Origin of the sequence: Burkholderia sp. Tr-862 (assembly GCF_011753085.1) — a bacterium.
Taxonomy (GTDB): Bacteria; Pseudomonadota; Gammaproteobacteria; order Burkholderiales; family Burkholderiaceae; genus Burkholderia; species Burkholderia ambifaria.
Window position 1 is genome coordinate 1 of record NZ_VWWG01000080.1, and the last position, 24,216, is coordinate 24,216.

Annotated in this window: 22 protein-coding genes; 4 read left to right on the plus strand and 18 right to left on the minus strand. The window is 67.2% G+C overall.

All coding sequences use genetic code 11. From position 1 onward, the window contains the following. Positions 1–130: 130 nt before the first annotated feature. The 5 genes from F3J14_RS20710 to F3J14_RS20730 form a co-directional block, all read right to left on the minus strand. Positions 131–982, minus strand: a complete 852-nt coding sequence (locus F3J14_RS20710) for an ABC transporter ATP-binding protein (protein ID WP_166724612.1) — start codon at positions 980–982, stop codon at positions 131–133. Further along, positions 972–1,991, minus strand: coding sequence for a TauD/TfdA family dioxygenase (locus F3J14_RS20715; protein WP_166724613.1), 1,020 nt, complete (start codon positions 1,989–1,991; stop codon positions 972–974). The genes F3J14_RS20710 and F3J14_RS20715 overlap by 11 nt, the downstream gene beginning before the upstream one ends. A 45-nt stretch (positions 1,992–2,036) precedes the next feature. Then, the gene (locus F3J14_RS20720) at positions 2,037–2,279 is read right to left on the minus strand and encodes an MbtH family NRPS accessory protein (RefSeq protein WP_166724614.1); all 243 of its coding nucleotides are present in this window, start codon (positions 2,277–2,279) and stop codon (positions 2,037–2,039) included. Between the two features lie 95 nt (positions 2,280–2,374). Next, positions 2,375–3,043 (minus strand): RNA polymerase factor sigma-70, encoded by a 669-nt coding sequence (locus F3J14_RS20725; RefSeq protein WP_166724615.1) that lies wholly within the window; start codon positions 3,041–3,043, stop codon positions 2,375–2,377. A gap of 12 nt (positions 3,044–3,055) precedes the next feature. After that, positions 3,056–3,343 carry a hypothetical protein gene (locus tag F3J14_RS20730; protein WP_166724616.1) on the minus strand — a complete coding sequence of 96 codons (288 nt, stop codon included), beginning with the start codon at positions 3,341–3,343 and terminating at the stop codon, positions 3,056–3,058. Positions 3,344–3,448: 105 nt separating this feature from the next. Here F3J14_RS20730 and F3J14_RS20735 point away from each other — a divergent pair, with 105 nt between their 5' ends. Together F3J14_RS20735 and F3J14_RS20740 are read left to right on the plus strand one after the other, a co-directional pair. Continuing rightward, positions 3,449–3,712: a hypothetical protein gene (locus tag F3J14_RS20735; RefSeq protein ID WP_166724617.1), complete on the plus strand. Its 264-nt coding sequence runs from the start codon at positions 3,449–3,451 to the stop codon at positions 3,710–3,712. A gap of 45 nt (positions 3,713–3,757) precedes the next feature. Next, positions 3,758–3,895: an HHHH-motif protein gene (locus F3J14_RS20740; RefSeq protein ID WP_166724618.1), complete on the plus strand. Its 138-nt coding sequence runs from the start codon at positions 3,758–3,760 to the stop codon at positions 3,893–3,895. Between the two features lie 65 nt (positions 3,896–3,960). On the opposite strand, the gene F3J14_RS20745 is transcribed toward F3J14_RS20740, so the two are convergent. From F3J14_RS20745 to F3J14_RS20780, 8 genes are all read right to left on the minus strand, one after another. Further along, the gene (locus F3J14_RS20745) at positions 3,961–5,304 is read right to left on the minus strand and encodes a calcium-binding protein (RefSeq protein ID WP_166724619.1); all 1,344 of its coding nucleotides are present in this window, start codon (positions 5,302–5,304) and stop codon (positions 3,961–3,963) included. A gap of 85 nt (positions 5,305–5,389) precedes the next feature. Continuing rightward, positions 5,390–6,421 carry a fimbrial protein gene (locus tag F3J14_RS20750; RefSeq protein WP_166724620.1) on the minus strand — a complete coding sequence of 344 codons (1,032 nt, stop codon included), beginning with the start codon at positions 6,419–6,421 and terminating at the stop codon, positions 5,390–5,392. Then, complete coding sequence (locus F3J14_RS20755) at positions 6,418–7,164, minus strand: molecular chaperone (protein WP_166724621.1); 747 nt, start codon at positions 7,162–7,164, stop codon at positions 6,418–6,420. Before F3J14_RS20755 ends, F3J14_RS20750 begins: the two co-directional genes overlap by 4 nt. Positions 7,165–7,179: 15 nt before the next feature. Next, the gene (locus tag F3J14_RS20760) at positions 7,180–9,633 is read right to left on the minus strand and encodes a fimbria/pilus outer membrane usher protein (protein WP_166724634.1); all 2,454 of its coding nucleotides are present in this window, start codon (positions 9,631–9,633) and stop codon (positions 7,180–7,182) included. A gap of 122 nt (positions 9,634–9,755) precedes the next feature. Then, on the minus strand, positions 9,756–10,268 hold the full coding sequence (locus F3J14_RS20765; protein WP_166724622.1) for a fimbrial protein: 513 nt from the start codon (positions 10,266–10,268) through the stop codon (positions 9,756–9,758). Between the two features lie 823 nt (positions 10,269–11,091). Beyond that, positions 11,092–12,549, minus strand: a complete 1,458-nt coding sequence (locus tag F3J14_RS20770) for an efflux transporter outer membrane subunit (RefSeq protein ID WP_166724623.1) — start codon at positions 12,547–12,549, stop codon at positions 11,092–11,094. Continuing rightward, a complete protein-coding gene (locus tag F3J14_RS20775; RefSeq protein WP_166724624.1) occupies positions 12,549–15,686 on the minus strand; it encodes a multidrug efflux RND transporter permease subunit in 3,138 nt (1,045 codons plus the stop codon). Before F3J14_RS20775 ends, F3J14_RS20770 begins: the two co-directional genes overlap by 1 nt. Before the next feature lie 18 nt (positions 15,687–15,704). After that, positions 15,705–16,892, minus strand: a complete 1,188-nt coding sequence (locus F3J14_RS20780; protein WP_166724625.1) for a MexX/AxyX family multidrug efflux RND transporter periplasmic adaptor subunit — start codon at positions 16,890–16,892, stop codon at positions 15,705–15,707. A gap of 150 nt (positions 16,893–17,042) precedes the next feature. On the opposite strand from F3J14_RS20780, the gene F3J14_RS20785 reads away from it, so the two are divergent. Both F3J14_RS20785 and F3J14_RS20790 read left to right on the plus strand, forming a co-directional pair. Beyond that, entirely contained in the window at positions 17,043–17,690 is a 648-nt protein-coding gene (locus F3J14_RS20785; RefSeq protein ID WP_166724626.1) for a TetR family transcriptional regulator, read from the plus strand. Positions 17,691–18,017: 327 nt separating this feature from the next. Beyond that, positions 18,018–19,295: a M23 family metallopeptidase gene (locus tag F3J14_RS20790; protein ID WP_211080379.1), complete on the plus strand. Its 1,278-nt coding sequence runs from the start codon at positions 18,018–18,020 to the stop codon at positions 19,293–19,295. A gap of 55 nt (positions 19,296–19,350) precedes the next feature. Here F3J14_RS20790 and F3J14_RS20795 read toward each other — a convergent pair whose 3' ends face one another. The 5 genes from F3J14_RS20795 to F3J14_RS20815 form a co-directional block, all read right to left on the minus strand. Then, complete coding sequence (locus tag F3J14_RS20795) at positions 19,351–20,076, minus strand: amino acid ABC transporter permease (protein WP_006754304.1); 726 nt, start codon at positions 20,074–20,076, stop codon at positions 19,351–19,353. A 2-nt stretch (positions 20,077–20,078) separates the two neighbouring features. Next, the gene (locus F3J14_RS20800; RefSeq protein WP_166724627.1) at positions 20,079–20,801 is read right to left on the minus strand and encodes an amino acid ABC transporter permease; all 723 of its coding nucleotides are present in this window, start codon (positions 20,799–20,801) and stop codon (positions 20,079–20,081) included. Between the two features lie 145 nt (positions 20,802–20,946). Beyond that, on the minus strand, positions 20,947–21,762 hold the full coding sequence (locus F3J14_RS20805; protein ID WP_166724628.1) for an ABC transporter substrate-binding protein: 816 nt from the start codon (positions 21,760–21,762) through the stop codon (positions 20,947–20,949). Positions 21,763–21,957: 195 nt separating this feature from the next. Continuing rightward, on the minus strand, positions 21,958–23,880 hold the full coding sequence (locus F3J14_RS20810) for a rhomboid family intramembrane serine protease (RefSeq protein ID WP_166724629.1): 1,923 nt from the start codon (positions 23,878–23,880) through the stop codon (positions 21,958–21,960). Between the two features lie 164 nt (positions 23,881–24,044). Further along, entirely contained in the window at positions 24,045–24,206 is a 162-nt protein-coding gene (locus tag F3J14_RS20815) for a hypothetical protein (RefSeq protein WP_166724630.1), read from the minus strand. Positions 24,207–24,216 lie beyond the last annotated feature (10 nt).

A 24,216-nucleotide genomic window follows, 5' to 3' on the forward strand; every position in this document is an offset into this window, starting at 1 on the left:
TCCGGCGCGACGCGCAGCACCGCCAGCACGGCGATCAGCACGACGAGGCCGAGCGCGATCGCACCGGCGCGGCGGCCGGATACCGTGCGCTGCCCGCTCGCCGCGAGCCGCTTGCGCACCGCGACCGTCGTCATACGGCGATATCCCGGTCGACCGCGTGCTCGAACGCGTGCGGCGTGCCGGCCGCCGGCGGCCCATAGGCCGGCACGCACATCGGCGCGCCCGTCTGGGGATGCGCGAGCTTCAGCATGTCGACGCCGAACGCGGCGCGCAACTGCGCCGGCTCCAGCATCGCGTCGGGCGAACCCTGCGCGACGAGGCGGCCGGCCCGCATCAGCACGATCTCGTCGCTGTACGCGGCCGCCTGGTTCAGGTCGTGCAGGACCCACACGATCGTCAGCCCGCGCGCGCGGTTCAGCGCGCGCAGCGCGTCGAGGATGTCGAGCTGGTGATGGATGTCGAGATAGGTCGTCGGCTCGTCGAGCAGCACGATCGGCGCCTGCTGCGCGAGCGCCATCGCGATCCACGCACGCTGGCGCTCGCCGCCCGACAGCGCGCCGACGTCACGCTCGGCGTCGCCGGCGAGGCCGCTCGTGTCGAGCGCCTCGTCGATCGCCGCATGATCGGCACGCGACAGCCCGCGCAGGAAGCCACCATACGCGTAGCGTCCGTACGCGACGAGCTCGCGCACGGTCAGCCCCGACGGGATCTGGTTGAACTGCGCGAGCATCGTGAGCTCGCGCGCGAGCGCGCGACGGCGAAACGACGCGAGCGGCCTGCCGTTCACGTCGACGTGGCCCGCACGCGCGGGCTGCAGGCCCGCGAGCGTACGCAGCAGCGTGCTTTTGCCGCAGCCATTTGGGCCGCACAGCGCCGTTACGCGGCCGGCCGCGATCGACAGGTCCAGCCCGTCGATCACGACATGGTCGCGATAACCCACCGTCAATCCGCGCGCGGCAAGCGCGGCGGTACTACGCGTCATCGGTCCTCCGTTCGGTCGCGCGCGGGACCGTGTAGCTCTGCGCCATTGCAACGACCACCTTGCGCGGCCCTTCGAACGGGTCGCGCGCATGCGCGGTCAGCATGTTGTCGAGCATCAGCACGTCGCCCGTGCGCCACGGGAACACGATGCGCTGGCGCTCGAGCACCCCGCGGATCTCCGCGAGCGCGTCGGCCTCGAGCGGCGCGCCGTCGCCGTAGTACACGTTGCGCGGCACGTTCTCGAGCCCGACTGCATCGACGAGCGCTTCCTGCATGTCGTCGTCGAGCGCGGACAGATGAAACAGGTTCGCCTGGTTGAACCACACGCGGTCGCCGGTGCGCGGATGGCGCGCGACGGCCTGGCAGCGTTCGCGCGTGCGCAGCAGCAGTTCGCCGTCGTCGTCGGTGCGCCACGCGCATTCGATCCCGCGCGCCGCGCACATCCGCTCGACCTCGGCCGGCTCGTCGGTGCCGAACGACTGCTGCCACGGCAGGTCGAGCCCCTGGCCGAAATTGCGCACGTACAGCAGCTCGCGCTGCTCGAAGCGCGCGACGAGCGCCGGATCGAGCGCGCGATAGACCGCGCGGCTGTCCGCGATCGGCGTCGCCCCGCCCTTCGGCGCCGCGAGCGCGCAATGGAACCAGATCCGCAGCGGCCACTCGCGCGTGTACGACTGCTCGTTGTGCAGCGGAATCGCGCGGTGCGGCGGGTATTCGGTCGACGTGTAGACGGCGCCTTCGACCTGGCTGCGCGGCGTCGACGCGTATTCATAGCCGATCAGCGGATCGCCGAACGACGCCGCGAACTGCTGGAACGCATCGATCGACGGCACGTGAAAGCCCGTGAACAGCACACCGCCCGCCCGTTCGAGCGTATCGGCCGCGATGGCACGCGCCAGCGGCGCGACCTCGTCGATCGACATGCCGTCGGCGCCGCGCGGCGACACGACGGTGGGCAGCCCCGGCTCGATACGCAGGTCGTCGAGCGTCGGCAACGAAAGCAGGGTCATGCAACGTCCTCTTCAGGTGGCGCGCCGCCAGCGCGGCGCAACGGGTCACGACGCGCGCGTCGCGCGCTCGCCGTCCATCGCGCGGCGCAGGCTCGCGGGGCGCATGTCGGTCCAGACCGTCTCGATGTGCGCGAGGCAGTCGGCCTTCGGGCCGCGCACGCCGACCTCGCGCCAGCCGGACGGCACGGGCCGGAACGTCGGCCAGATCGAATACTGTTCTTCGTCGTTGATGACGACCGTGTAGACCAGGTCGTCGGTGTCGGCGGAAGGCGTCGTGGCTTGCGTCATGATCGGAAAAAAGCGGGAGACGGTTGAAGGAAGCGAAGCGGCGAACTGTCGAATCGGCCGCTCCTGTCTTGAAGACGATTGGCCGGCGCGATTTTTTACCGCCGCCGCGCGCGACCGCCGAGAAACACCGGACACGCGACACCGCGATGGCATGCGTCGAGACACTCCGCGCAGTGCCGCTCGGCGTCGCGCACCATGAAATGCACCAGCGTCTGCGAGACATTCAACGCGCGCGCCGCGGTCTGCAGCGTCTCCTCGCGCAGCCGCACCATCTCGAACGCCGCGCGGCTGCGCGCCGGCAGATCGTCGAGCGCGGCCCACACGCGGCGCAGCGTGTCGCGCGTCATCAGCGCGGCCTCGGGCGTCGGTTCCGGCGACGGCACGTCGAAGCCGTCGTCCTCTTCCGTGTGATAGACGTTCTCGAGGCTTTGCCGGCGGCACGCGTCGATCGATGCGTTGCGCACCATCCGCGTCACGTACGCGACCGGCTGGCGCACCGCGTCCTGGTTCGGGAATTCGACGAGCTTCACGAATACGTCGTGGACGACGTCCTCGGCGCGGCTCGCGCAGCCGACGAAGCCGCGCGCGACATTGACGAGCATTGCGCGATGCGAGATCAGCACGTCGAGCAGCGCGCCCTGCGCACGCGGCTCCGCGGCACGACGCGCACGCGGCGCGGGGCGCGACGGCAGGTCCGGATAACTGCCGAGGAACGGGTTCGCCGTTGCCGCCGCCGGTCGGTCGAGCACTTCCGCCATGGCCATCGATCTGCTCCGTCAAATTCCGAGATAGGGAAATTTAACGTAAACGCAAATCATTCTCAATCCGATTACCGAATACCCCTTTCGGTTGTCCGGATTTGTCTGATCAATAGATGGAATCGGCGTTTTGGCGGACGGACCGGGAGCCACGAAGCCTGCCGCATTCAGGAAGCTTTCTGCATGAAAGGATGGTGTCGGACGCCGGAAACGGCCGCCGATCCATGCCGTGCGCGCCACCGTGCCGCGCACGGCGCGATCGCGCGACACACACACCGCTTGGATGGCGATGGCGCAAGCTTTCATTAATCTGACTAAAAGCCTACGGCCGTTATTTGCCGTAGCAACTTATTACCACGCGAAATTTTGGGGGCTCGTACGATCGAATTGCTGTTTCCAAGGGAGAACGACATGAAATCCATCGTGTTATCCGCTGTCATGGTTGGCGCACTGTCGAGCGTGATGCTGACCGGTTGCGTCGCCTACCCTGGCCCGACTGAAGTGACGGTCGGCTGGCATGGCGATCGCTACTGGGACGGACAACGCTACTGGGAGCGCCACGACTGGGAAGCGCGGCATCCGCGTGGTTATGACGATCGCCGGGACGACCGTCGCGACGAGCGCCGTGACGATCGCAGGGACGAGCGCCGTGACGACCAGCGCCCGCAGTGGTAATGCCTTGCCCTCCCGTGCCCCGATACTGAACGACAGGACCTCGACATGAAGACGCTACTGAAAACCCTGACCGCCGCTACTGTTGCCGCCGCCGTGCTCGTGCCGGCCATCGCCGAAGCGCATCCGCACCGCGTGTGCCATTTCGAGCATCACCATCACAAGGTGTGCCGCTGGGTGCGGTAAACGAAACCAGGCGCCGGGGAACCGGCGCCTGGTTTCATCGCTTCACCTGCATGCAACCACGCTGGCTAGCGTGCGGCCGGCAACCGCAACGGGCATTGCGCCAGCCACGTCGGGGTGACGGGCATGCGGCAGACGTCTCGCCGCATCGCTGCGTTCGGCTTGGCCGCCAGCATGCGTGACATCGCCTTCGGCTGCGACGCCCGTACCCGCAATGCGTCCGCACCCGCGCTCGCCGGCCGCAACGCGCGCAGCGTCGCCGCATCGATGTGCACTTGCCAGAATTGCGGCCTCCCGTCGGGATCGTCTTCGCGATAGCCCTGCCCCGTGATGGTCTGCCCGTCGGGGCTCATGCCGATCACACCGGACAGATTCAGCGTGCCGACCGACAGGCCGGCCGCTTCGAGCAACGCAACGAGGCTGCGCATGCCGCTTTGTGGCGTCCAGACGAAGACACGCGTGCCGTCTATCTGCCCGTTGCTCGATTCTCCGACCACGACCCGCCCGTCCGTGCTGATCGACGACACGTAGCTGCTCTTGTCGCCGTCGAGAAAACCGAGCCGCTGGATGCTGTCGCCGCCGTTCGTCCACAGCACGGCCTCCGAGTCGACCCGTTGCCCATCCGGCGTGACCACCAGGGTGCCGAGCGAGCCGGCGATCGTCCGTTCGTCTTCGGTCACGCCACGGGCCAGATCCATTCTGGCCACGCCCGTGTTGATCGTCGGCAACAGTCGTTCGCCGAATCCTTCTGTCCACAGGAGCGCACGCGAGCCATACACGCCGTCGACATTGCCGGCGAACCCGGTTGCCGCATTCCCGGACGAGGTCATCGACAGGAGCTGCACGGCATAGTCGCCGCTCGGCGGCAACTCGCGGAAACCCCTCGGCTGGTCCCACATGAACCGTGCGTTCCGGCCGTCTGTCGCCGTGAAGCTGCCCGCCATCCTCGTGCCGGCGAGGTTCGCAACTTCGACCCATGCGCCCCAGCCCGCCGTATCCGGAACGAGTTTCTGTGTGCGACCGTCGCCGGGCCATCGCACCGCCCATCGATCGAGGTTGCCGCTGTCCGCCTGGCGCGCGCCGATCGAACCGCCGATCACCCGCCCATCGGCCGACACCGTCTGTGCCCGCGAGTCATACGCGTTCGCCGGCGCGGCAAGCCGCTGCCAGCCCGTCGCGGCCGACCAAGAAAAGGCCATCGAGCCACCGGGCTGCGCTTCGCTCCAGTAGGAACCGATGATCGTCTTGCCGTCCGCGCTGACGGCATTGCCGTTGTACTGCATGTCGCGCGGCCCGCCCAGGTCGCCAATCACCGTCAACGAATAACCGCCAGCCGATACCGTCTGTGCGTGACCTTCACTCATAGCCGACATGGCCAGCACGGCCACGACGACACTGCGTCTCAGATGCATCTCCTTCTCCTCCGTCGGTTCGCCAATGAAATTCCGGTGCAGGCGACGTCTTTTTACGACACACGTCGCTCATACCGCGCAACGCTCAATACAGGAAAATCCGGATCGTGGCGGACGCGTCGAACGGCCCGATCTTCGGTGGTCCGAACGACTTGAGCACCGCATCGAGCAACACGGTCTGATTCGCGACATTGGCCGCAAACTGCGCGAGCGTTAACTGCTTGTTGAATTCGATCGGCTTGCCCTGGCTGTCTTCCAGGCCGATGCCAAAGTTGCTCTTGCTTTCAGGCACCAGCAGGCCGTTCTGCACAGTACCCTTCGTCGCTTCGAAGTAACCGTCGACGCGCACCGGAATGCTGCACTTTTTGGTCAGAGACAGCGAAAACCGCTTGCGCGGCACGGCCGGCAGGAACCCGTTGCCCGAGGCCTGCACCTGCCCGAAATTCACGATGCCCGGCTCGGGCGTGACCAGCACGTCGACCGTACAGGGTGTGGGCTTGAGCTTTTGCAGCCCGCTCAGCTTGTAACGGAAACTCCCTTTGCTGTTCAGCCCGTACTTGCCGTCGAACTGGAATACCGCGTAGATGTCCGACGGCGGTGCCACCCACGCTCCACGCTTGCGCACGACGACCTGGTACGCGATGCTGATGGGCCACTTCGGGCACAGCCCGGCCTCCACCTGCCGATCGCTCATGTCGCAGGCTTTCACGGTGCGGTGCGTGTCGATGCCGTCTCCCGGCTGGCTGCTGCGCCCGTAGTAGTCCTGGCCCTCGAAGCGAATCCCGACTTCCAGCCCCCACGCGACCGGATTCTGCTTCTCAGGGTTGGCGTAGAAGTAAATCTGCTCGTCGAAGTACTGCAGGTTCTTGGCGATGTCCTTGTAGCAATAGCCGGTGGTCGTGCGCGGCGGCGACACCCAGATCACGTAGCCGTCGGGTGCGTCGGTCGGATACGACGCCACGTTGCCGATCGACTCTGTCAGCGACATGCCGCCGCTGTCCGCGACACATTTCAACGCCCATGCCGGCTGCGCAAGCATGACGAACAGCGCGAACACGCACGACCCGAGCCATCCGGGCATCCGCGCCACCGCCCCGCTTCGCATGCCCCCGCTCATTTCTTCACGCTCTTGCAAGCTCCGGCCTCGCACGCATATTCGACCGCCACCTGGCCGCCGTAATCGTCGATATGCGTGATGAACAGCGTCGACGGCGTCGCGGCCTTGAACGGCACGTCGGCCGTGCTCATCGGGTCCACCATCACGGGCTCGATAGGCACCGGCGTCTTCTGCGCGCCCGCCGTCACGTCGACCACCGTCACGTGGTACGGCGTCGGATTGTCGAACACGAGCCGGTGCGCGGCCGCGTCGACGCGCAGCGTCATCGGCAGCGTCCAGTCCTCGTCGCGCGCCGGCTGCACGCCCTTCGGCCGGTAGAACAGCTTCATCTGCGTATGCAGCGCGATCTGCAGCGTGTTCGGCGTATCGGTCTTCGGCGGCACTTCGCGGATGTTCAGATAGAACACCGATTCGCGATCGGCCGGCAGCGCGGCACCGGGCAGCTTCGCGATGCGCAGCACGTTGCGCTCGTTCGCCTCGACGCGCTGCAGCGGCGGCACGACCATCAGCGGCGACGTGATCTTGTTGCCGCGCGTGTCCTCGAGCCACGACTGCACGAGATACGGATACGTCGTGCTCTTGTTGGTGATCGTGACGATCGCGGCCGGTTCGCCTTCGTTGAAGATCACGCGCGTGCGGTCCGGCACGATCGCCGCGTGCGCGGCGCCGGCGAGCAGCGCGCTGGCCACGGCCAGCATGCACGACGCGCGGCGCGGGAAGGAAAGAGAGAAAACAGGGTTCATGCGGGATCCGTGAAATCATCGTTCGACCCGTGCGGCCGCTGCATGCGGCTCGCCGGGCGGCTGGCACGTCACCGGAATCGGCGTGCCTTCGAGTTGAAGCTGGTTCGGCAGTGCGTTCACCGCGCACAGCGTGCGTTCGCCTGCCCGCACCACCAGCGCGGATTTCGGCTGCACCTGGGTCAGGAACGCGGCGCCGGCTTCGCCGACGATGCCGAGCTCCTTGCCGTTCGCCGCGTCCTGCACGGATGCGCCGAACGGCAGCGGCTTGCCGGCCGCATCGGTCAGCGTCAGGTACAGGTTGCTGCCGCGCGCGGCGGAGAACTTCACGAAGCCGATCGCGCCGTCGGTCAGCACCATGCGCTGGATCGGGTTCGACACCTGCACCTCGAGCGGCAGCTTCTCGACGTTGACGGTCGCGTCGTACACGTTGTACGGCGAGATCCCGTCGAGCACCGCATAGCCGCGCGAGTCGGTATGCGTGAGCGTGCCGGACAGCGGCACGTCGGGCACGCCGTCGGTCGATACCAGCAGCCGCGTATCGCCCGCGTTGCCGTTCGCATGCGCGGACACGCCGTACTGCGTCGCGACGAGCGAGCCGTCGACTTCGAGCGACGCGGCCGCATATGCGTTGGCGAGCGTCGACGCCTGCGCGCTCAGCTGGTAGGTCGACGTGCGCTGGCGGAAGCTCGCGTTCGCCGACGCGCGGCCGTCGGTCGCGCCCGCGTTGATCTGGTAGGTGCGGCCGGCCGGATCGTCATAGATGTAGCCCGCGTTCGCGCTCGTGCTGCCGCTGCCCGTCGTCAGGTTCGACGTGACGGTGTGGCGGCCGCCGAGCGGCAGCGTCGCGGTCACCGAGAACTGGTTGCCGCTCGCGCCCGCGCTTTGCGTGCGGAACGCCGACACGCTGACGTTCAGGTTGCGCAATACGCCGATCGAGAACGCGCGCGTGAGCGTGAGGCCGACGCGCTGCTCCGACGCGCGGGCCCAGTAAGTCGTCTGGTCGTACGAGAAATAGGTCGACGTGTCGCCGAAGCGCTTCGACATCGTCGCCGAGTAGCGTTGCTTGCTGTTGGCGAGGCCGTATGCGGTCGGGTCGCCCGAGAACTGCGCGAAGTTGGTGTACTCGCGTTCGGAGAAGCGATAGCCGAAGAAGCGCACGTCCGCGTCGAGCCCGTCGAAGTGCTTCGAATAATTGATGCGATACGAGTTGCCGTTGCGCGTCGCGCCGTTCCACCACAGGTGCGCACGCGCATGCGTGACATCGGCCGATACAGCGCCGAACGTGCCGAAATCGCGGCCGACGCCCAGTGCGATCGACGTATAGCCCGAAGCGGCGATGAAGCCGCCGTACAGCGTGACGTCGAACGGCAACCCATACGCGAGTTCGCCGAACCCGAAGAACGGCGTGATGCCGGCGCCGCCGAACTGCCGCGGCTTGCCGACGGCGGCCTTGTAGCGCAGCTGTCCGGTACGGGCGAGGAACGGCACGGCGGCTGTCGTCACCTGGAAGCGCTGCACGCTGCCGTCTTCCTCGTCGACCGTGACGTCGAGCGTGCCCTGCACGCTCGTGTTGATGTTCTGCAGCGCGAACGCGCCCGGCGACACGCGCGTCACGTACAGCACGCGGCCCGCCTGCGACACGGTCACGGTCGCGTTGGTGCGCGCGACGCCCGAGATCAGCGGCGCATAGCCGCGCAGCGAAGGCGGCAGCATGCGATCGTCGCTGCGGATCGACGCCCCCGTCAGCGCGAACGTGTCGAAAATGTCCGAGCTCAGGTAGTCGTCGCCGAACGTCACCGTCGACTGGATCGACGGCAGCGCGCGAAACGCGTAAAGCCGGCTGAAGCGGAACGTGCGGTCCGCATACGCCGTGTTGCCCACGTTCGACTGCGCCTGGTAGTCGCCGCGAAAGCGCCATGCATCCCAGTTCGCGCCGATCGTTCCGTAGGCCTGGATCGAATTCGTCTGTCCGCCGCCCGAACCGAAGTTGCGGTTCGTGTTCGCGATCACGCGATAGTCGAGCATCGCGCCAGCAATCCCGTCGGACCAGCTCGACGGCGGCAGGTAGGTCGAATCGGTGAATTCGAGCGCGGCTTGCGGAATCGTGATCTTCAGCCGTCCGTCGCTCTTCAGGTAACGCACGGTCGCGCCCTCGATCGCGCCGAGATCGACGCAACGTCCGCCCTGCAAGCGCGGCAGGTCCTTCGCGAGGGACGGTTTCAGCCCGAACCGCGCGACGAGTTCCGGCGGCAGGCACGGCTTGCCCGCGCCGGATGCGTCGAGTGCGATGAACTGGATCGCGTGGAGCCCGTAGAACAGGTCGTTGACCTGCACGTCGAGCATGTACTCGCCCGGCAGCGTGAAGTCGGGCTGCGAGAACTGCGACAGGTCGACATTGCTGGTGCCGTCGATGTCGAGGAACGACGAATTGAATTCCGTCGCATGGCTCGGGCTGCCGACGACCAGCACGGAGACGCAAAGGAAGGAATGTCTGATTCGCACGCGGCGCTACCGGAAATCCGAGGAAGTAGAGACTTGAAGGCAAGGAAGACGGAGAAAGGGTGTGCACACCCCTTCTCCGGCACGGACGCTTACTGGTAGCGGACCGTGAAGTTCGCGACGCCGTCGGCCGTACCCGGCGTGACGCCAGCGGCCGTGGCTTCGTACATCGCCGCGAAGCGTGCGACGTTCGTGCCGTTTTGCAGCAGGGTCGGCGCCTTCTGTTCGGCGCCGTTGTCGAGGTATTCACCCGACGCGGCCTGCAGGCGGATGCCCACATTGGTTGCCGAACCGATCGTCGCGAGCAGCTTCGGCTGGCCCGCGCTCGACGTGCCCGTGAACGTGAAGTACGCGTTCTGCGCGATGCTGGTGTCGCAGTCCGTCAGCTTGATGTCGAACGACACCGCGTCCGACTTGTCGCCGGCTTGCTTGAACTTGTTGGTCGGCACCTTGCCGAGCTGCACGGTCTGGTTGACGGAGTTCGAATCGATGCCGCATGCGCCCGCGACGATCTCGCCCGTGAAGTTGATCGTGCCGGTACCCGCTGCGAAGGCCGAGGTGGACAGGGCTGCGAGTGCGACCGCGCTCAGGAGGGATTTTTTCATGACGTTTTCCGTGAGAATTGCAAAGGGAACAGACGACGTGGCGGATACAAAAGGCAGCATGTTGGTTGGCTCCCGTCCGACACGAGGCGGCATTATCGAGATACGGGTGAAAGAATTTTGTAAATCATTGTCAAATCTCAATGACAATCTTCTTTTTACGTATTTTTAAACCCACCACTTCCCGCCGATTCTCAATCCCCATATTTTCTTCCGCAGTCCTTTTTTATTTTCCGGAACCGACTGAAAATTAAAGAAAATTCCTTTTATGGATTGAAATATCCCATCTTCGCCTTGCTGGATATGGACTTGCCAGATACCAGATATGAAATGACAAAATACAGTCCAATCCCGCCACCGTTGTCTAATCGCAACGAAAACATTCGACGATTTTCAACTGACAGGAAATTAACAAGCGATATTCAACGCAGCGAAACTTTCGCGCAAACGATTGCGAAATTCGCACAAACGTTTTACCGCGACGCTTTGTCGCCCCTTATTGTTCTCAATGCGCGAATTAATCGAATCGTCAAGCCGGGATTAAATCGGCGTGTAAAGCCGTGCGCGAGGACGACATGCGCGGTACTGGATGGAGTCGAAACAGGAGGAAGTCCGCCACGATCGGAGGCCGGCGGCGACACGATCGGTCACCGGGATGCGAGTCGAATGGAAGGCGGCCCTTCAACCCGACTGCGTGGAGGAAAAACGGGGGCGACGACGCGCGCATGCATGTGTCGTCGATCGCGGCCGGAAACCCGACAGAAGCAACACCGACCGGGGCAGCGGCGACGCATCGCAATACGCCGCCGCCACCCCGGTCAAGCCATCACGCGGCGGCTTCGCCTGCCGTGCCCGGCGCCCAGCCGCCGCCCAGCGCGCGATACAGCGCAATCGCATTCGCGAGCCGCAGCGCCTTGAGCCGGATCAGCTCATGCCCGGACTCGTACGTGCTGCGCTGCGCGTCGAGCAGTTCGAGATACGTCGCGACGCCGCCCGCATAGCGGCGCTCGGCGAGTTTCAGACGCGCGCCGTCGGCCGCGTAGACGTCCTGCTGCGCGGCGAGCTGGCGATCGATCCAGTCGCGCGCGGCGAATGCGTCGGCCACTTCGCGGAACGCGGTCTGCACGGTCTTCTCGTACTCGGCGACCGCGATGTGCTTGCGCGCATTCGCGACGTCGAGATTCGCGCGATTGCGACCGCCCGCGAAAATCGGCAGCGTGATGCGCGGCGCGAACGTCCACACGCTCGTGCCGGCCGCGAACAGGGTCGAGAACGCATCGCTGACCGAGCCGTAGTCGGTGGTCAGCGCGACGCGCGGGAAGAATGCCGCGCGTGCGGCGCCGATCTGCGCGTTCGCGGCCTTGAGCCGCGACTCGGCCTGCCGGATGTCCGGCCGCCGTTCGAGCAGCGCGCTCGGCGCGCCGGGCGCCACCGGCGCGATCGCGAGCGTGTCGAGCGCGGTGCCGTCGGCGGGCACGTTGCGCGCGAAGTCGCCGGCAAGCAATTGCAGCGCGCGCACCGATTGCGCATGCTCGCGCTGCAGCGCGGCCTGCGATGCCCGCGCGGACGCGACCAGCATCTCCGCCGAACGCAATTCGATCGCGTCGCTCGTGCCGGCCGCGTAGCGGCGCTGCGTGAGCGCGGCGATGCGCTCGCGCGCGTCGAGCGTGCGCTGGGCCAGAGCCAGTTGCTCGCGCAACGATCGCTCCGACACGTACGCCCCCGCGACTTCGGCAATCACGCCGATGCGCACCGTGCGCTGCGCGTCGCCCGTCGCGAAATACTCGGCGAGCGCCGCATCGGACAGGTTGCGCACGCGGCCAAACAGGTCGAGCTCGTACGCGCTGACGCCGACGCCCGCGCGATACAGCCCGCTCACCGCGCTTTCGCGCACGACCGGGTCGTACTGGCGCGTGCGTTCGTAGCCGAGGTCCGCGTCGACCGACGGCATCAGGTCCGCGCGCTGCACGCCGTACATCGCACGTGCTTCGTCGAGCCGGCCGGCCGCGATCCGCAGGTCGCGATTGTTCGCGAGCGCAGCGTCGATCCACGCCTGCAGCGCCGGATCGGTGAAATACGCGCGCCAGTCGTCGAGCAGCGCGGCGTCGGCCGCCGCAGCCGGGCCGATGCCCTGCTGCGTGCCGCCATCGACCGTCGCATAGCTGGCCGGCACCGGCGCCGCCGGCCGCTCGTAACGCGGCGCGAGCGAGCAGCCTGCGAGCGCGAGCGCCGCGGCCAGCGCGAGCTGAATTCTCGGTGCGGCGCATGCTTTCAATGCAAACATCACTGCGAACCCTCCATCGTCGCCGGCTGCGATCCGCCGCGCCGGCGCGGGCCGACGTCGAACAGGCGGCCGACGATCACGAAAAACAGCGGGACGAGGAACACCGCGAGCACCGTCGCCGTGATCATGCCGCCGAGCACGCCGGTGCCGATCGCCATCTGCGCGCCGGATGCGGCGCCCGACGCGAACGCGAGCGGCAGCACGCCGACGCCGAACGCGAGCGACGTCATCACGATCGGCCGCAGCCGCAGGCGTGCGGCCTCGAGCGCGGCGTCGACGAGCGACATGCGCTGCGCGACCAAATCCTTCGCGACCTCGACGATCAGGATCGCGTTCTTCGCGGACAACCCGATCGTCGCGATCAGCCCCACCTTGAAATAGATGTCATTCGGCATCGCGCGCAGCGTGACGCCGAGCACCGCGCCGATCACGCCGAGCGGGACGACCAGCATCACCGCGAACGGGATCGACCAGCTCTCGTACAGCGCCGCGAGCGCGAGGAACACGACGAGCACCGACAGCGCGAACAGCATCGGCGCCTGCGCGCCCGACAGCCGCTCCTCGAACGACTGCCCCGACCACGCGTGGCCGATGCCGGCCGGCAGCTGCGCGGCGAGCCGCTCGATCGCGGCCATCGCTTCGCCGCTGCTGTGTCCGGGCGCGGCCGAGCCGTTGATCGTGAACGACGGATAGCCGTTGTAGCGCGTGAGCTGCGGCGGCCCGAGCGTCCAGTGCAGCGTCGCGAACGCCGCGAGCGGCACCATCTCGCCGCCCGCGTTGCGCACGCGCAGCTTCTTCACGTCGGCCGGATCGAGCCGGTGCAGCCCGTCGGCCTGCACGATCACGCGGCGCACCTGCGTGCCGTGCATGAAGTCGCCGATATAGTCGGAGCCGAACATCACCGCGAGCGTCGTGTTGATCTCGTCCATCGACACACCGAGCGCCGACGCCTTCGCGCGATCGATGTCGAGCTTCAGCTGCGGCGCGTCCTGCGTGCCGGCGAACATCACGTCGGTGAGCGCCGGATCCTTGCCGCCCGCCGCGAGCAGTTGCTCGCGCGCGGCGCTGAACGCGGCGTAGTCGAGCCCGCTGCGGTTCTGCAGCCGGAAGTCGAAGCCGCTCGTCGAGCCGAGATCGGGCAGCGCCGGCGAGTTCATCGCGAACACCGTGGTGTTCGCCGTGCCCGCGAAGCGCTCGTTGATACGCGCGACGATCGCCTGCACGTGGTCACGCTCGACCTTGCGTTCCTTCCAGTTCTTCAGCGTGACGAAGATCATCCCGCCGTTCGGCCCTTCGCCGTACAGGTTGAAGCCGCCGAGCGCGAACGTGTACGCGGCCGGCTCGTCGCGGCGAATATACGATTCGACGTCGCGCACGCTCTGCATCGTTTCCGCAAGCGGCGTGCCCTGCGGCCGGATCACCATCACCATGAAGTTGCCCTGGTCCTCGTCGGGCAGGAACGCGCTCGGCAGTTGCGTGAGCATCAATGCCGCGGCCGCGGTCAGCGCGCCGTACACGACCAGCCAGCGCAGCGGCTTCTTCAGCATCGCGCCGACGCGCGTCGCATAACGCTGCGTCGACCGCGCGACGAAGCCGTTGAACCAGCCGAAGAAGCCGCGCTTCTCGTGATGGTCGCCGGACACCGGCTTGAGCAGCGTCGCGCACAGCGCGGGCGTGAGCGACAGCGCGAGAAACGCCGAGAAGCCGATCGACACCGCGAGCGACAGCGCGAACTGCCGGTAGATGTTGCCCACCGCGCCGCCGAAGAACGCCATCGGCACGAACACCGACGTCAGCACCACGGTGATCCCGATGATCGCGCCGCTGATCTGCTGCATCGCCTTGACGGTCGCGTCGTAGGGCGCGAGGCCCTCCTCGACCATCAGCCGCTCGACGTTCTCGACGACGACGATCGCATCGTCGACGAGGATGCCGATCGCGAGCACCATCCCGAACATCGTAAGCACGTTGATCGAGAAGCCGGCCGCGTACATCACGCCGAACGTGCCCGCGAGCGCGACCGGCACGACGAGCGTCGGAATCAGCGTCGCGCGCAGGTTCTGCATGAACAGGAACATCACGAGGAACACCAGCACGCCGGCCTCGATCAGCGTCGTGACGACCTTGTTCATCGACACGCGCACGAACGACGACGTCTCGTACGGGATCTGGTACTTCACGCCCGGCGGGAAATACGCGGACAGCTCGTCCATCGTCGCGCGCACGCGCTTCTCGGTGGACACCGCGTTCGAGCCCGGCGCGAGCTTGATGCCCATGCCGGTCGCGACCTTGCCGTTCACGTACGACGGATAGTTGTAGTCGTTGCCGCCGAACTCGATGCGCGCGACGTCGCGCAGGTGGAGCGCGGAGCCGTCCGGCTGCGCGCGCAGCGCGATCGCGCCGAAATCGGCCGGCGTCTTCAGCGGCGCATCGGCGAACACGGTCGCCGCGATCGGCGCGCTGTCCGGCACCGCGCTGCGGCCGATGTCGCCGACCGTCACGCGCGCGTTGTGCGCGCGCACGGCCGACGCGATGTCCGACGCGGTGAGGCCGTGACCGGCCAGCTTCACCGGGTCGGGCCAGATCCGCATCGCGTATTCGGCGCCCCAGAACTGCACCTTGCCGACGCCATCGACGCGGCGCAGCGCCTGCAGGACGTTCGCCGACGCGTATTCGCCGAGCTGCACGTCGGTCATCCGGCCGTCGTCCGACGTCAGCGACACGACGAGCTGGATGTTGTCCGCGGCCTTCTCGACCTGGATGCCGTCGCGCCGCACCGGTTCGGGCAGCCGCGCCTCGACCGTCTTCAGCCGGTTCTGCACTTCGACGGCCGCGAGATCGGCGTTGACGCCCTGCTTGAACGTCAGGTACAGCGACGCGGCCCCGGCGCTGCTCGTCGCGGACGTATACAGCAGCCCCGGCGCGCCGTTCATTTCGCGCTCGATCAGCGCGGTCACCGATTCCTCGACGACCTGCGCGGACGCGCCCGGATACGTCGCATAGATGCTGACGACGGGCGGCGCGATGTCCGGATATTGCGCCACGGGCAGCGCGCGGATCGCGAACGCGCCGCCGAGCATGATGAAGAGTGCGATCACCCACGCGAAGACGGGGCGATCGATGAAGAAACGTGCCATGTTGGTCTATTGAACCGGTCAGGTTTGACGGGCGGCCGCCGGTTGCGCGGCTTTCGTCGGCGATGCCTGCTCGACGGGCTTGACGGCGGTATCGGGCGCGAACTGCGCGGCGTTGTCGACGATCACGCGCTCGCCGCCCGACAGCCCGCGCGTGACGCGCCAGTCGCGTCCGCTCATCTGGTCGGCGACGACCTCGACGTCCTTCACCTTGCCGTTCGTGCCGACCACGCGCACCGACGTGCGCTCGGCCGTGCGCAGCAGCGCATCGCGCGGCACGAGGATCGCCCGCTGGTCGACGGCCGCGTCGAGCGCGATCCGCACATACGCGCCCGGCAGCAGCTCGCGCTCGGGGTTCGGGAACAGCGCGCGCATCGCGACGGTATCGGTGGTCGGATCGACCGCGAGATCGCTGAACAGCAGCTTGCCCTTCAGCGGATATGCGGTGCCGTCGGCGCGCCGCAGCGTCACCGTGACGTCGTGCTGCGCGATCCCCGTCGCGTGCCCGCTCTTCACCGCGCGACGCAACGCGTCGACGTCGGCCGCCGGCTGCGAGAAATTCACGTAGATCGGATCGAGCTGCTCGACGGTCGTGAGCGGCGTCGCCTGGTCCTGGCCGACGAGCGCGCCTTCGGTGACGAGCGCACGTCGTGCGCGGCCCGAAATCGGCGCGGTGACGGTCGCATAGTCGAGCTGCAGCTGCGCGCGTGCGAGCTCGGCCTTCGCGGAAGCGACGTCGGCCTTCGCGCGCGTGTCGTCGGCGACGGCCTCGGTGTGATCGCGCTCGCTGACCGCGTGGTCGCGCACCAGGTCGTCGTAACGGCGGCGCTTGTCGCTCGCCGCAAGCGCGGCGGCCTGCGCCTTCGCGAGCGCACCCTGCGCGGCATCGCGCGCGGCCTTCAGCGGCGCGGGATCGATGCGGAACAGCACCGCGCCCTGCTTCACTTCCTGGCCTTCCTCGTAAGTCCGCGCGGTGACGATGCCCGCGACCCGCGCGCGCACTTGCGCTTGCCGATACGCGTCGAGCCGGCCCGGCAATTCGACGGTCATCGGCACGGCCGTCGGACGCACCGTCACGACCGTCGCGTTCTGAATGGCCTCCGGCGCCTTGTCCTTGTCGCCCTTTCCGCATCCGGCCACGGCCAGCATGGCCGCGAGCACGACGGGCGCCAGCCGGAGGCGGCGCGCGAGGGAGCGTTTGTTATTCATGTGTGACCTCGGATCGTTCGCCGTCGATACAATGCGGCGGCTCAGGGTGGTCGATTATAATCAGTCACGACTGATTAAATAGATGCGATTGCCAGACAACCGCCACACTGTCTCAATAAAACGACAGCGAATTGTAAGGAAATTCACGCCATGGCCCGCAAGACCCGGGAAGAATCGCTCGCCATCAAGCACCGGATCCTCGACGCCGCCGAGCTCGTCCTGCTCGAAAAAGGCGTCGCGCAAACCGCGATGGCGGACCTCGCCGAGGCCGCCGGCATGTCGCGGGGCGCCGTCTACGGCCACTACCGCAACAAGATGGAAGTGTGTCTCGCGATGTGCGACCGCGCGTTCGCGCGGACCTCGGAAGGCTTCGACGCGGTCGACAGCCTGCCCGCGTTCGCGACGCTGCGCCGCGCGGCATCGCATTACCTGCAGCAATGCGGCGAGCCGGGCTCGATGCAGCGCGTGCTGGTGATCCTCTATACGAAGTGCGAGCAGAGCGAGGAAAACGGCGCGCTGCAGCGGCGCCGCATGCTGCTCGAGCTGCAGATGCTGCGCATCACGAAGGCGCTGCTGCGCCGCGCGATCGCCGCCGGCGAAATCGCCGCCGATCTCGACGTGCACCTCGCGGCCGTCCATCTCGTGTCGCTGCTCGAAGGCGTGTTCGCGTCGATGATCTGGACCAACCGCCTGCGGGGCAACCTGTGGAACGACGCGGAAGCGATGCTCGACGCCGGGTTCGACGCGGTCAGGACCTCCGCCGCACTGCGCGTGCGCGCGCAAAAATTGCCTACCTGAAGAAAAGTCACGCAATAAATGCTGATTTAACCCGATTTACCGCAGTGCGAAACGAATGCGCTGACCCCCTTTAAAATTTTTAACGTTTCGCGGAACATCGGTAGACTGACGCTGTCATCTTTCTTTAGCGTCTTCGTGATAATCCGGGTTCGACCCGGAAAGTTCACGCCGCCGTTCGAAGCGGGCACCCCGCAAGTTGGGTCGAACGGAAACGACACAGGCCCCTGGCGGGGCCTGTTTTGTTGCACGCCCGTCGCCCGCCCCGTCGTCACCCGACGGATGTGCCGCCGATGGCTGCTGCCCACGCCTCTTTGAACCGTTTCCTGGATGTGGACACCTTTGGTCAAGCCTGCCGCAACTCCTGATGCTTTCGCGCCCGGGCGCGCGCAGCGCCTCGTGCGCGCGCTCGTGCCGGCCGCCGTGCTCGGCGCCCTCGCCGCCTTCGGTCTCGCCGCCGCGCTGCCTGCCGTCTCGCAACTGCCGGGCGCCGTCGATTCGGGCACGGCCGCGCTGCCGCAGCGCGTGCTGTCCGATACCCCGTTTCCCACCGCGCAGCATTTCGTGACGAGCGAGCTCGCGCGCACGCTCGGCGAGCGCAACGAACTCAACGAACAGGGCGACCGCAGCGCGCAGCCGGGCCTGTTCGCGCCGCTCAGCGCGCACCGCAACGACATGCTCGGCTATGCGAGCCTGTTCCAGTTCGCGGCGCCCGAAAACCAGCACGGGACGCGCGCCGGCGACATCGAGCTCACGCTGTCCGATACGCTGAACCGTCTCGACGTGCCGCCCGAGGTGCGCATCCAGCTCGGCGATCTCGTCACCGGCAAGGTCGCGATGCGCGCCAGCGCGCAGCGCGGCGACTACTACCGCGTCGCGTACGACACGAACAACGGCACGCCGCACCTCACCGCGCTCGAGCTGCGCGTCGCGGGCCGCACGTTCGGTGCGATCTGGTTCCGCGCACCGGGCGCCGACCACGGCGCGTACTACACGCTCGACGGCGCACCGCTCGAGGCGGCCGCGTTCACGATGCCCGTCAAGTGGACGCGCATCAGCTCGTTCTTCGGCGAACGCGTCCACCCGCTGTCGCAGGCGATGGCGTTCCATACGGGCGTCGATCTCGCCGCGCCGTCCGGCACGCCCGTCAACGCGGCGGCCGATGGCGTCGTGTCGTTCGTCGGCACCGATCCGGGCGGCTACGGCCACTACGTGATCGTCGATCACGCGGACGGCTATTCGACCTACTACGCCCATCTGTCCGCGTATGCGCGCGGGCTGAAGACGGGCGAAACCGTGAAACAAGGCCAGCGCATCGGCTCGGTCGGCATGACCGGTGCGGCCACCGGCCCGCACCTGCACTTCGAAGTGCGCGTCGCGAACGATCCGGTCGATCCGCTCGTCACGCTCGCGAATGCGCAGACGGGGCTGTCCGACATGCAGCTCACCGCGTTCCGCCAGGAAGCGGCGCAATGGCGCTTCCGCCTCGCGTCGATCAATACGTCACCGTTCGCGTTCGCGCAAAACGACGGCCCGCTGTGGGGCGACTTCGCGACCGACTCGTCAACGCTGCGCGCGGTCTTCAACACGCACTACAGCACGTCCTGACACTGAAGCCCCGCCACGCCCGTCGCCGCTCGCGCAGCAGCGACGCAGCCCGCAGTCACCGCACGGGTTCCGTGCGTTCGGCCGCGGCCTGCGCGATGCGCGCCGCACGCGGGCGACGCGACAACAGCCAGCGTGCCGCGCCGTCGAGCGACGTGCACAGCACCAGGTAAAGCGCCGCGACGAACAGGAAGATCGGCGCCGGATACACCATCAGCCGGTTGTTCACCTGCGTCGCGACGAACGACAGTTCCGGCACACCCACGATATAGGCGAGCGACGTGTCCTTCACGAGCGCGACCCACTGGTTGACGAACGACGGCGTCATGATCCGGATCGCCTGCGGCAGCAGCACGTAGCGCACCGTCTGCCAGCGCGTGAGCCCGAGCGACAGCCCGGCCTGCCACTGCCCGTCGCCGGCCGCGACGATGCCCGCATGCACCGCATGCGCGAGATACGCGCCACCGATCAGCGCCAGCGCACACACGACCGTCGCGAGCCCCGGCACGTCCACGTGCAGCAGCATCGGCAGCAGGAAGTACGTCCAGAAGATCAGCATCAGCACCGGAATCGCGCGAAAGAAGCCGATGAACGCGAGCAGCAGCACGCGCAGCGGGCCGCGCGCGAGCGCCATCGCGACGCCGAGCGCCACCCCCAGCACCGCCGACGCGACGGCCGACGCGATCGCCAGCACGAGCGACAGCGCGGCGCCGCCGAGCGGGCCGTCCGGAAACGCGCCGACGAGCAGGTACGGCAGATTGTCGAGCAGCAGCGAGACATCCATCGTCAACGCCCCGCCCCGAGCCGGTCGCGCCATTGCGTGGCCGCGTAGGCGCCGGCCTCGATCGCGGCCACCGCGGCGACGTACAGCACGGTCGCGACACCGAACGCGGCAAAGGTCTTGAACGTCTCCGTCTCGACCTGCCGCGACGCATACGACAGCTCGGCAACACCGATCGCCATCGCGAGCGACGAGTTCTTCACGAGATTCATGTATTGGCCGAACAGCGGCGGCAGCGCGATGCGCACGGCCTGCGGCAGCACCACGTAACGCAGCGACTGCATCGGCGTGAGGCCGAGCGCCGCGGCCGCGTCGTGTTGCGCACGGCGCACGCCGCGCAGCCCGGCTTCGCATTCCTCGGCGACGAACGCGGCCGTATAGGCGCTCAAGCCGACCCAGCCAGCGACGAACTCGAACGACGGCCACGCGAGCGTGAGCGGGCCCGCGCTCAGTTCATGGCGCGCGTTCAGCCACGTGATCCACGTATCGGGCAGCAACGACGCGACGCCGAAGTACCAGAACAGCAATTGCACGAGCAGCGGCGTATTGCGGAACGCGACGACGTAGCCGGCCGCTACCGTGCGCACTGCCATGCCGCGTGCATGCCGCATGACGGCGAGCAGCAGCCCGCCGACGGTCGCGGCGAGCGCCGACGCGGCCGCGAGGCCGAGCGTGAGCAGGAAGCCCTGCCAGAGCCAGGACAGATATTTGGGAGCCAAGCCGAGCATGCTGTTGTGTGCGCTCGCGACGCGCGCGATCGAAAAAGGCGAAAGGAGACGGAAGCAAGCGGAAAGCGCCGCGACCCTCGCATACCGGCCCAGCCGGCGGCGGATCGCGGCGCAGGTGGCGCACCCGGCGCACCGGGCGCACAATTCAGGTCCGGTCGCCGATCCGGAAGATGCGCGTGAGCGGCGTCTTCGTCGCCGGCCCGAACCACGCGTCGTAGATCTGTCCCGCGCGGCCGTTCGCCTCGAGCCCCTTCAGCGTGTCGTTCACGAAGCCGAGCAGGCGCGTCTCGCCCTTCGGCACGCCGACGCCCATGTAGTCGTTCGAGATCGTGAACGCCGGAATCTCGTAGTTCTGCTTGTCGGGCACGTTCGCCAGCAGGCCGATCAGTTTCGGTCCATCCTGCGTGATCGCCTGCACGTTGCCGGCACGCAGCGCGGCGAACGCGAACGGCGTGTCGTCGTACGCGACGATCGTCGCCTTCGGATACTTCTCGCGCAGCGTGATCTCGTTCGTCGTGCCCTTGTCCGCGCCGACGCGCAGGCTGTTCAACTGGTCGGCCGATTTCAGCACGCCCTTCTTCGCGAGAAACTGCTGGCCCGACGAGAAGTACGGGATGCTGAAGTCGACCTGCTTCGCGCGCTCGTCGGTAATCGTGAAGTTGGCGAGCACCAGGTCGACCTTGCCGGAGGTCAGGAACGGAATGCGGTTCGCGGGGTTGGTCGGCTGCAGTTGCAGCTTCACGCCGAGCTTGTCGGCCAGCGCCTTCGCGTAGTCGACGTCGAGACCGACGATGTGATTGCTCTTGCCGTCGACATAGCCGAACGGCGGATTGCTGTCGAAGGTCGCGACGCGCAGCACGCCGGCCTTCCTGATGTCGTCGAGCCGGTCCGCGTGCGCGACCGTGCCTGCCGTGACGAGTGCGGCCCCGACGAGCCACGTGGCGAGAGTGTGGATTTTCATGAGCACGACCTGATTTGTTATGAAGGCCGCCGCGGATCGCGCGGCGGCCCGGTTCGAGGAACATCGCGACGTGGTGTGTCGTCGCGAAGCCGCTAACGTATCAGCGCGTGCGGCGATTCCGAACCAACAAATGGTGCTTTGCTCTGCGGGTTTCGTGATGACGCGCGCTCGCGCGGCACGCACCCGCGCTCGCGGTCATTCGCTACCGTCGTCGTCGGTGCCGGCCGCGGATGCCGCGCACAGGAACTCGCCGTCGCCGCCGTCCTGCAGGTAATCGAGCGAGCGGTCCATGCGCAGGAACGAGAGCGTGCCCGCTGCGCCGAGCGCGAACAGCGTCTTGTGATCCGGCGCGAAGAGGACCTGCGACACGCCGCCCGCGACCGGAAACTCGCCGACGGTGCGGCGCGTGGCGGTCTTGATCACGCGCATCGGCTTGTCGTCATAGCCCGTCACGGCGATCAGCGAACCGTCGCCGCTGCCGTCGAAGCTGTGCATCGACTCCTGGCAGACCGGATAGCTGTCGCGTACGGCAAGGCTCGATGCATCTCGCCACTGAACCGACGACTTGTTGTAGACCCAGATGCCCGCGCCCTTCTCGCCAGGCTGAGCCTGGATGAAATCCGAATCGACCGGATAGGTCTCTACCGGCGCGTTCGTCGCCGTATCGAACGCGACGATCGCGCCCTTCTGCATCGCGTACGCATACAGCCGCCGGCCGTCGGGCGACAGCCACATCGACAGCGCACGGCCGAACTCGACGCCCGATGCATCGTGATCGCCGAGCGGCAGCGTCGCGATGACCTGCGGCCAGTGCGCGAGACTGACGACGGAAATCGTGTCGTCGACGCTGTTCAGCACGTACAGCCTGTCGTTGGATGCAGACGCGACGATCGCGCGCGGAAACCGTCCGAGCGTCACGCCATCGACGATCGCACCGCTGTTCAGGTCGATGCGCGCGAGGCCGCTCTCGCGCATCGACGCAACATACGCGTAGCGCTCGTCGGGGCTCACGTACACGCCGCTCGCGCCGCGGCCGCGGCACATGTTGCCCGGACAGCCGTCGAGTCCCGTCGCGAACGGCTCGCCTGCGATCGTGCGCACGACCGCCTGCCGCTCGACGTCGACGACGACGAGCGTGTTCCGGTCGTTGTCGGTCACGTACATGCGTTTGCCTGACGCGCCCAGCACCATCGCGTACGGCCACTTGCCGACGGGTACGACGGTGCCTGACGCCTGCTCGGCCGACACGGGCGTCGGACGGTGTTGCTCGTCGTCGCGGATCTGCTCGGCAATCGCGGCCGCCTGCTGTTGCGCCTTGCGCTTCGCGGCATCGCGCTCGATGTCGCGGTGGGTCGCGTCACGCCAGCCTTGCAGTTCCTCGCTGCCCGCCCGCTGCGCGGCGAACAACATCGCCGCGCTGCCGAGCACCGCGAGCATGAGCGGTACGGCGACGCGCATCGAGCGGCCGGCCCCGTACATCAGCCAGCCGGCGATGAAGCCGACGACTACGCCGCCGAGATGCGCGGCCTGGTCGATGCCGGAGATGAGGAAGCCCGACACCAGGTTGATCGCGATCACTTGGCCGAGCGCGCCGAGGTTGATGGCAACCGGCGCATCGCCCCCGCTGTCGCTTCGGTGTCGCAGCACGAATGCGGCGGCCGCGCCCGCCAGTCCCATCAGCGCACCCGACGCACCGACGCTCACGACCGGCCGGATCCCGCTGGACGCCAGCGCGACTCCAAACGCAAAGGTGGTGCTGCCGACTTCGTGGTAGCCATGCCAGAGCGCGCTCAGCAGCGAGCCGCCGAGTGCGGGCAGAAGATACGCGACGCCGAGCCGGAGCGTGCCGCCCGCGCGTTCGAGCACGGTGCCGAGCACGACCAGCATGTACATGTTCAGCGCGAGATGTGTCCAGCTGCCGTGCAGGAACGCGCTGGTCAGCAGCCGCCACGGCTGCCCGGTGAGCGTGTACGGCGCGAAGTTCGCGCCCCAGTCGAGCAGCAGCGCGTTCGATAGCGAACCATACGACGCCTGTCGCCACATCAGCATGAATATCACGGCGTTGACGACGGCCAGCAGAATCGTCAACCACGGCCTGGAAGTGTGTTGTTCTCTCATCGGGATCTTGGTATGGGTTATCGCGCGTGAGCCGCGCGAGCGCCATTATATTTCGCGTCCCGCAAGCAACGGGCGTGTGACGAGGCCGGTCGGCGAACCGGGAATAAAAAAACGCCCGCTGCACGCAGCGGGCGCGAATCCCAGTCAAGGAGGTGTCACACGAACTACGGGTTCAGAATAAAAGCATCGCCGGCGGCGAACAACGAAGCGATTGCAATATCGATATCGCGCGGCGCGCGATGAGCTTGCACGCGGCGATGCGAACGCGCCGCACATGAAAAAACGGCGCGCCGCCTGCGTGGCGGAGCGCCGTTGCGTTGTTTCATGCCGCTCGAA

Excerpts from the sequence above, each read along its gene's own strand:
- F3J14_RS20720 (WP_166724614.1), bottom strand. The coding sequence starts at position 2,279 with ATGACGCAAGCCACGACGCCTTCCGCCGACACCGACGACCTGGTCTAC.
- F3J14_RS20805 (WP_166724628.1), bottom strand. The coding sequence starts at position 21,762 with ATGAAAATCCACACTCTCGCCACGTGGCTCGTCGGGGCCGCACTCGTC.
- F3J14_RS20715 (WP_166724613.1), bottom strand. The coding sequence starts at position 1,991 with ATGACCCTGCTTTCGTTGCCGACGCTCGACGACCTGCGTATCGAGCCG.
- F3J14_RS20730 (WP_166724616.1), bottom strand. The coding sequence starts at position 3,343 with ATGAAAGCTTGCGCCATCGCCATCCAAGCGGTGTGTGTGTCGCGCGAT.
- F3J14_RS20750 (WP_166724620.1), bottom strand. The coding sequence starts at position 6,421 with ATGAGCGGGGGCATGCGAAGCGGGGCGGTGGCGCGGATGCCCGGATGG.
- F3J14_RS20735 (WP_166724617.1), top strand. The coding sequence starts at position 3,449 with ATGAAATCCATCGTGTTATCCGCTGTCATGGTTGGCGCACTGTCGAGC.
- F3J14_RS20785 (WP_166724626.1), top strand. The coding sequence starts at position 17,043 with ATGGCCCGCAAGACCCGGGAAGAATCGCTCGCCATCAAGCACCGGATC.
- F3J14_RS20745 (WP_166724619.1), bottom strand. The coding sequence starts at position 5,304 with ATGCATCTGAGACGCAGTGTCGTCGTGGCCGTGCTGGCCATGTCGGCT.
- F3J14_RS20765 (WP_166724622.1), bottom strand. The coding sequence starts at position 10,268 with ATGAAAAAATCCCTCCTGAGCGCGGTCGCACTCGCAGCCCTGTCCACC.
- F3J14_RS20800 (WP_166724627.1), bottom strand. The coding sequence starts at position 20,801 with ATGCTCGGCTTGGCTCCCAAATATCTGTCCTGGCTCTGGCAGGGCTTC.
- F3J14_RS20815 (WP_166724630.1), bottom strand. The coding sequence starts at position 24,206 with ATGAAACAACGCAACGGCGCTCCGCCACGCAGGCGGCGCGCCGTTTTT.
- F3J14_RS20725 (WP_166724615.1), bottom strand. The coding sequence starts at position 3,043 with ATGGCCATGGCGGAAGTGCTCGACCGACCGGCGGCGGCAACGGCGAAC.
- F3J14_RS20795 (WP_006754304.1), bottom strand. The coding sequence starts at position 20,076 with ATGGATGTCTCGCTGCTGCTCGACAATCTGCCGTACCTGCTCGTCGGC.
- F3J14_RS20810 (WP_166724629.1), bottom strand. The coding sequence starts at position 23,880 with ATGAGAGAACAACACACTTCCAGGCCGTGGTTGACGATTCTGCTGGCC.
- F3J14_RS20780 (WP_166724625.1), bottom strand. The coding sequence starts at position 16,892 with ATGAATAACAAACGCTCCCTCGCGCGCCGCCTCCGGCTGGCGCCCGTC.
- F3J14_RS20710 (WP_166724612.1), bottom strand. The coding sequence starts at position 982 with ATGACGCGTAGTACCGCCGCGCTTGCCGCGCGCGGATTGACGGTGGGT.
- F3J14_RS20755 (WP_166724621.1), bottom strand. The coding sequence starts at position 7,164 with ATGAACCCTGTTTTCTCTCTTTCCTTCCCGCGCCGCGCGTCGTGCATG.
- F3J14_RS20775 (WP_166724624.1), bottom strand. The coding sequence starts at position 15,686 with ATGGCACGTTTCTTCATCGATCGCCCCGTCTTCGCGTGGGTGATCGCA.
- F3J14_RS20740 (WP_166724618.1), top strand. The coding sequence starts at position 3,758 with ATGAAGACGCTACTGAAAACCCTGACCGCCGCTACTGTTGCCGCCGCC.
- F3J14_RS20770 (WP_166724623.1), bottom strand. The coding sequence starts at position 12,549 with ATGTTTGCATTGAAAGCATGCGCCGCACCGAGAATTCAGCTCGCGCTG.
- F3J14_RS20790 (WP_211080379.1), top strand. The coding sequence starts at position 18,018 with ATGTGGACACCTTTGGTCAAGCCTGCCGCAACTCCTGATGCTTTCGCG.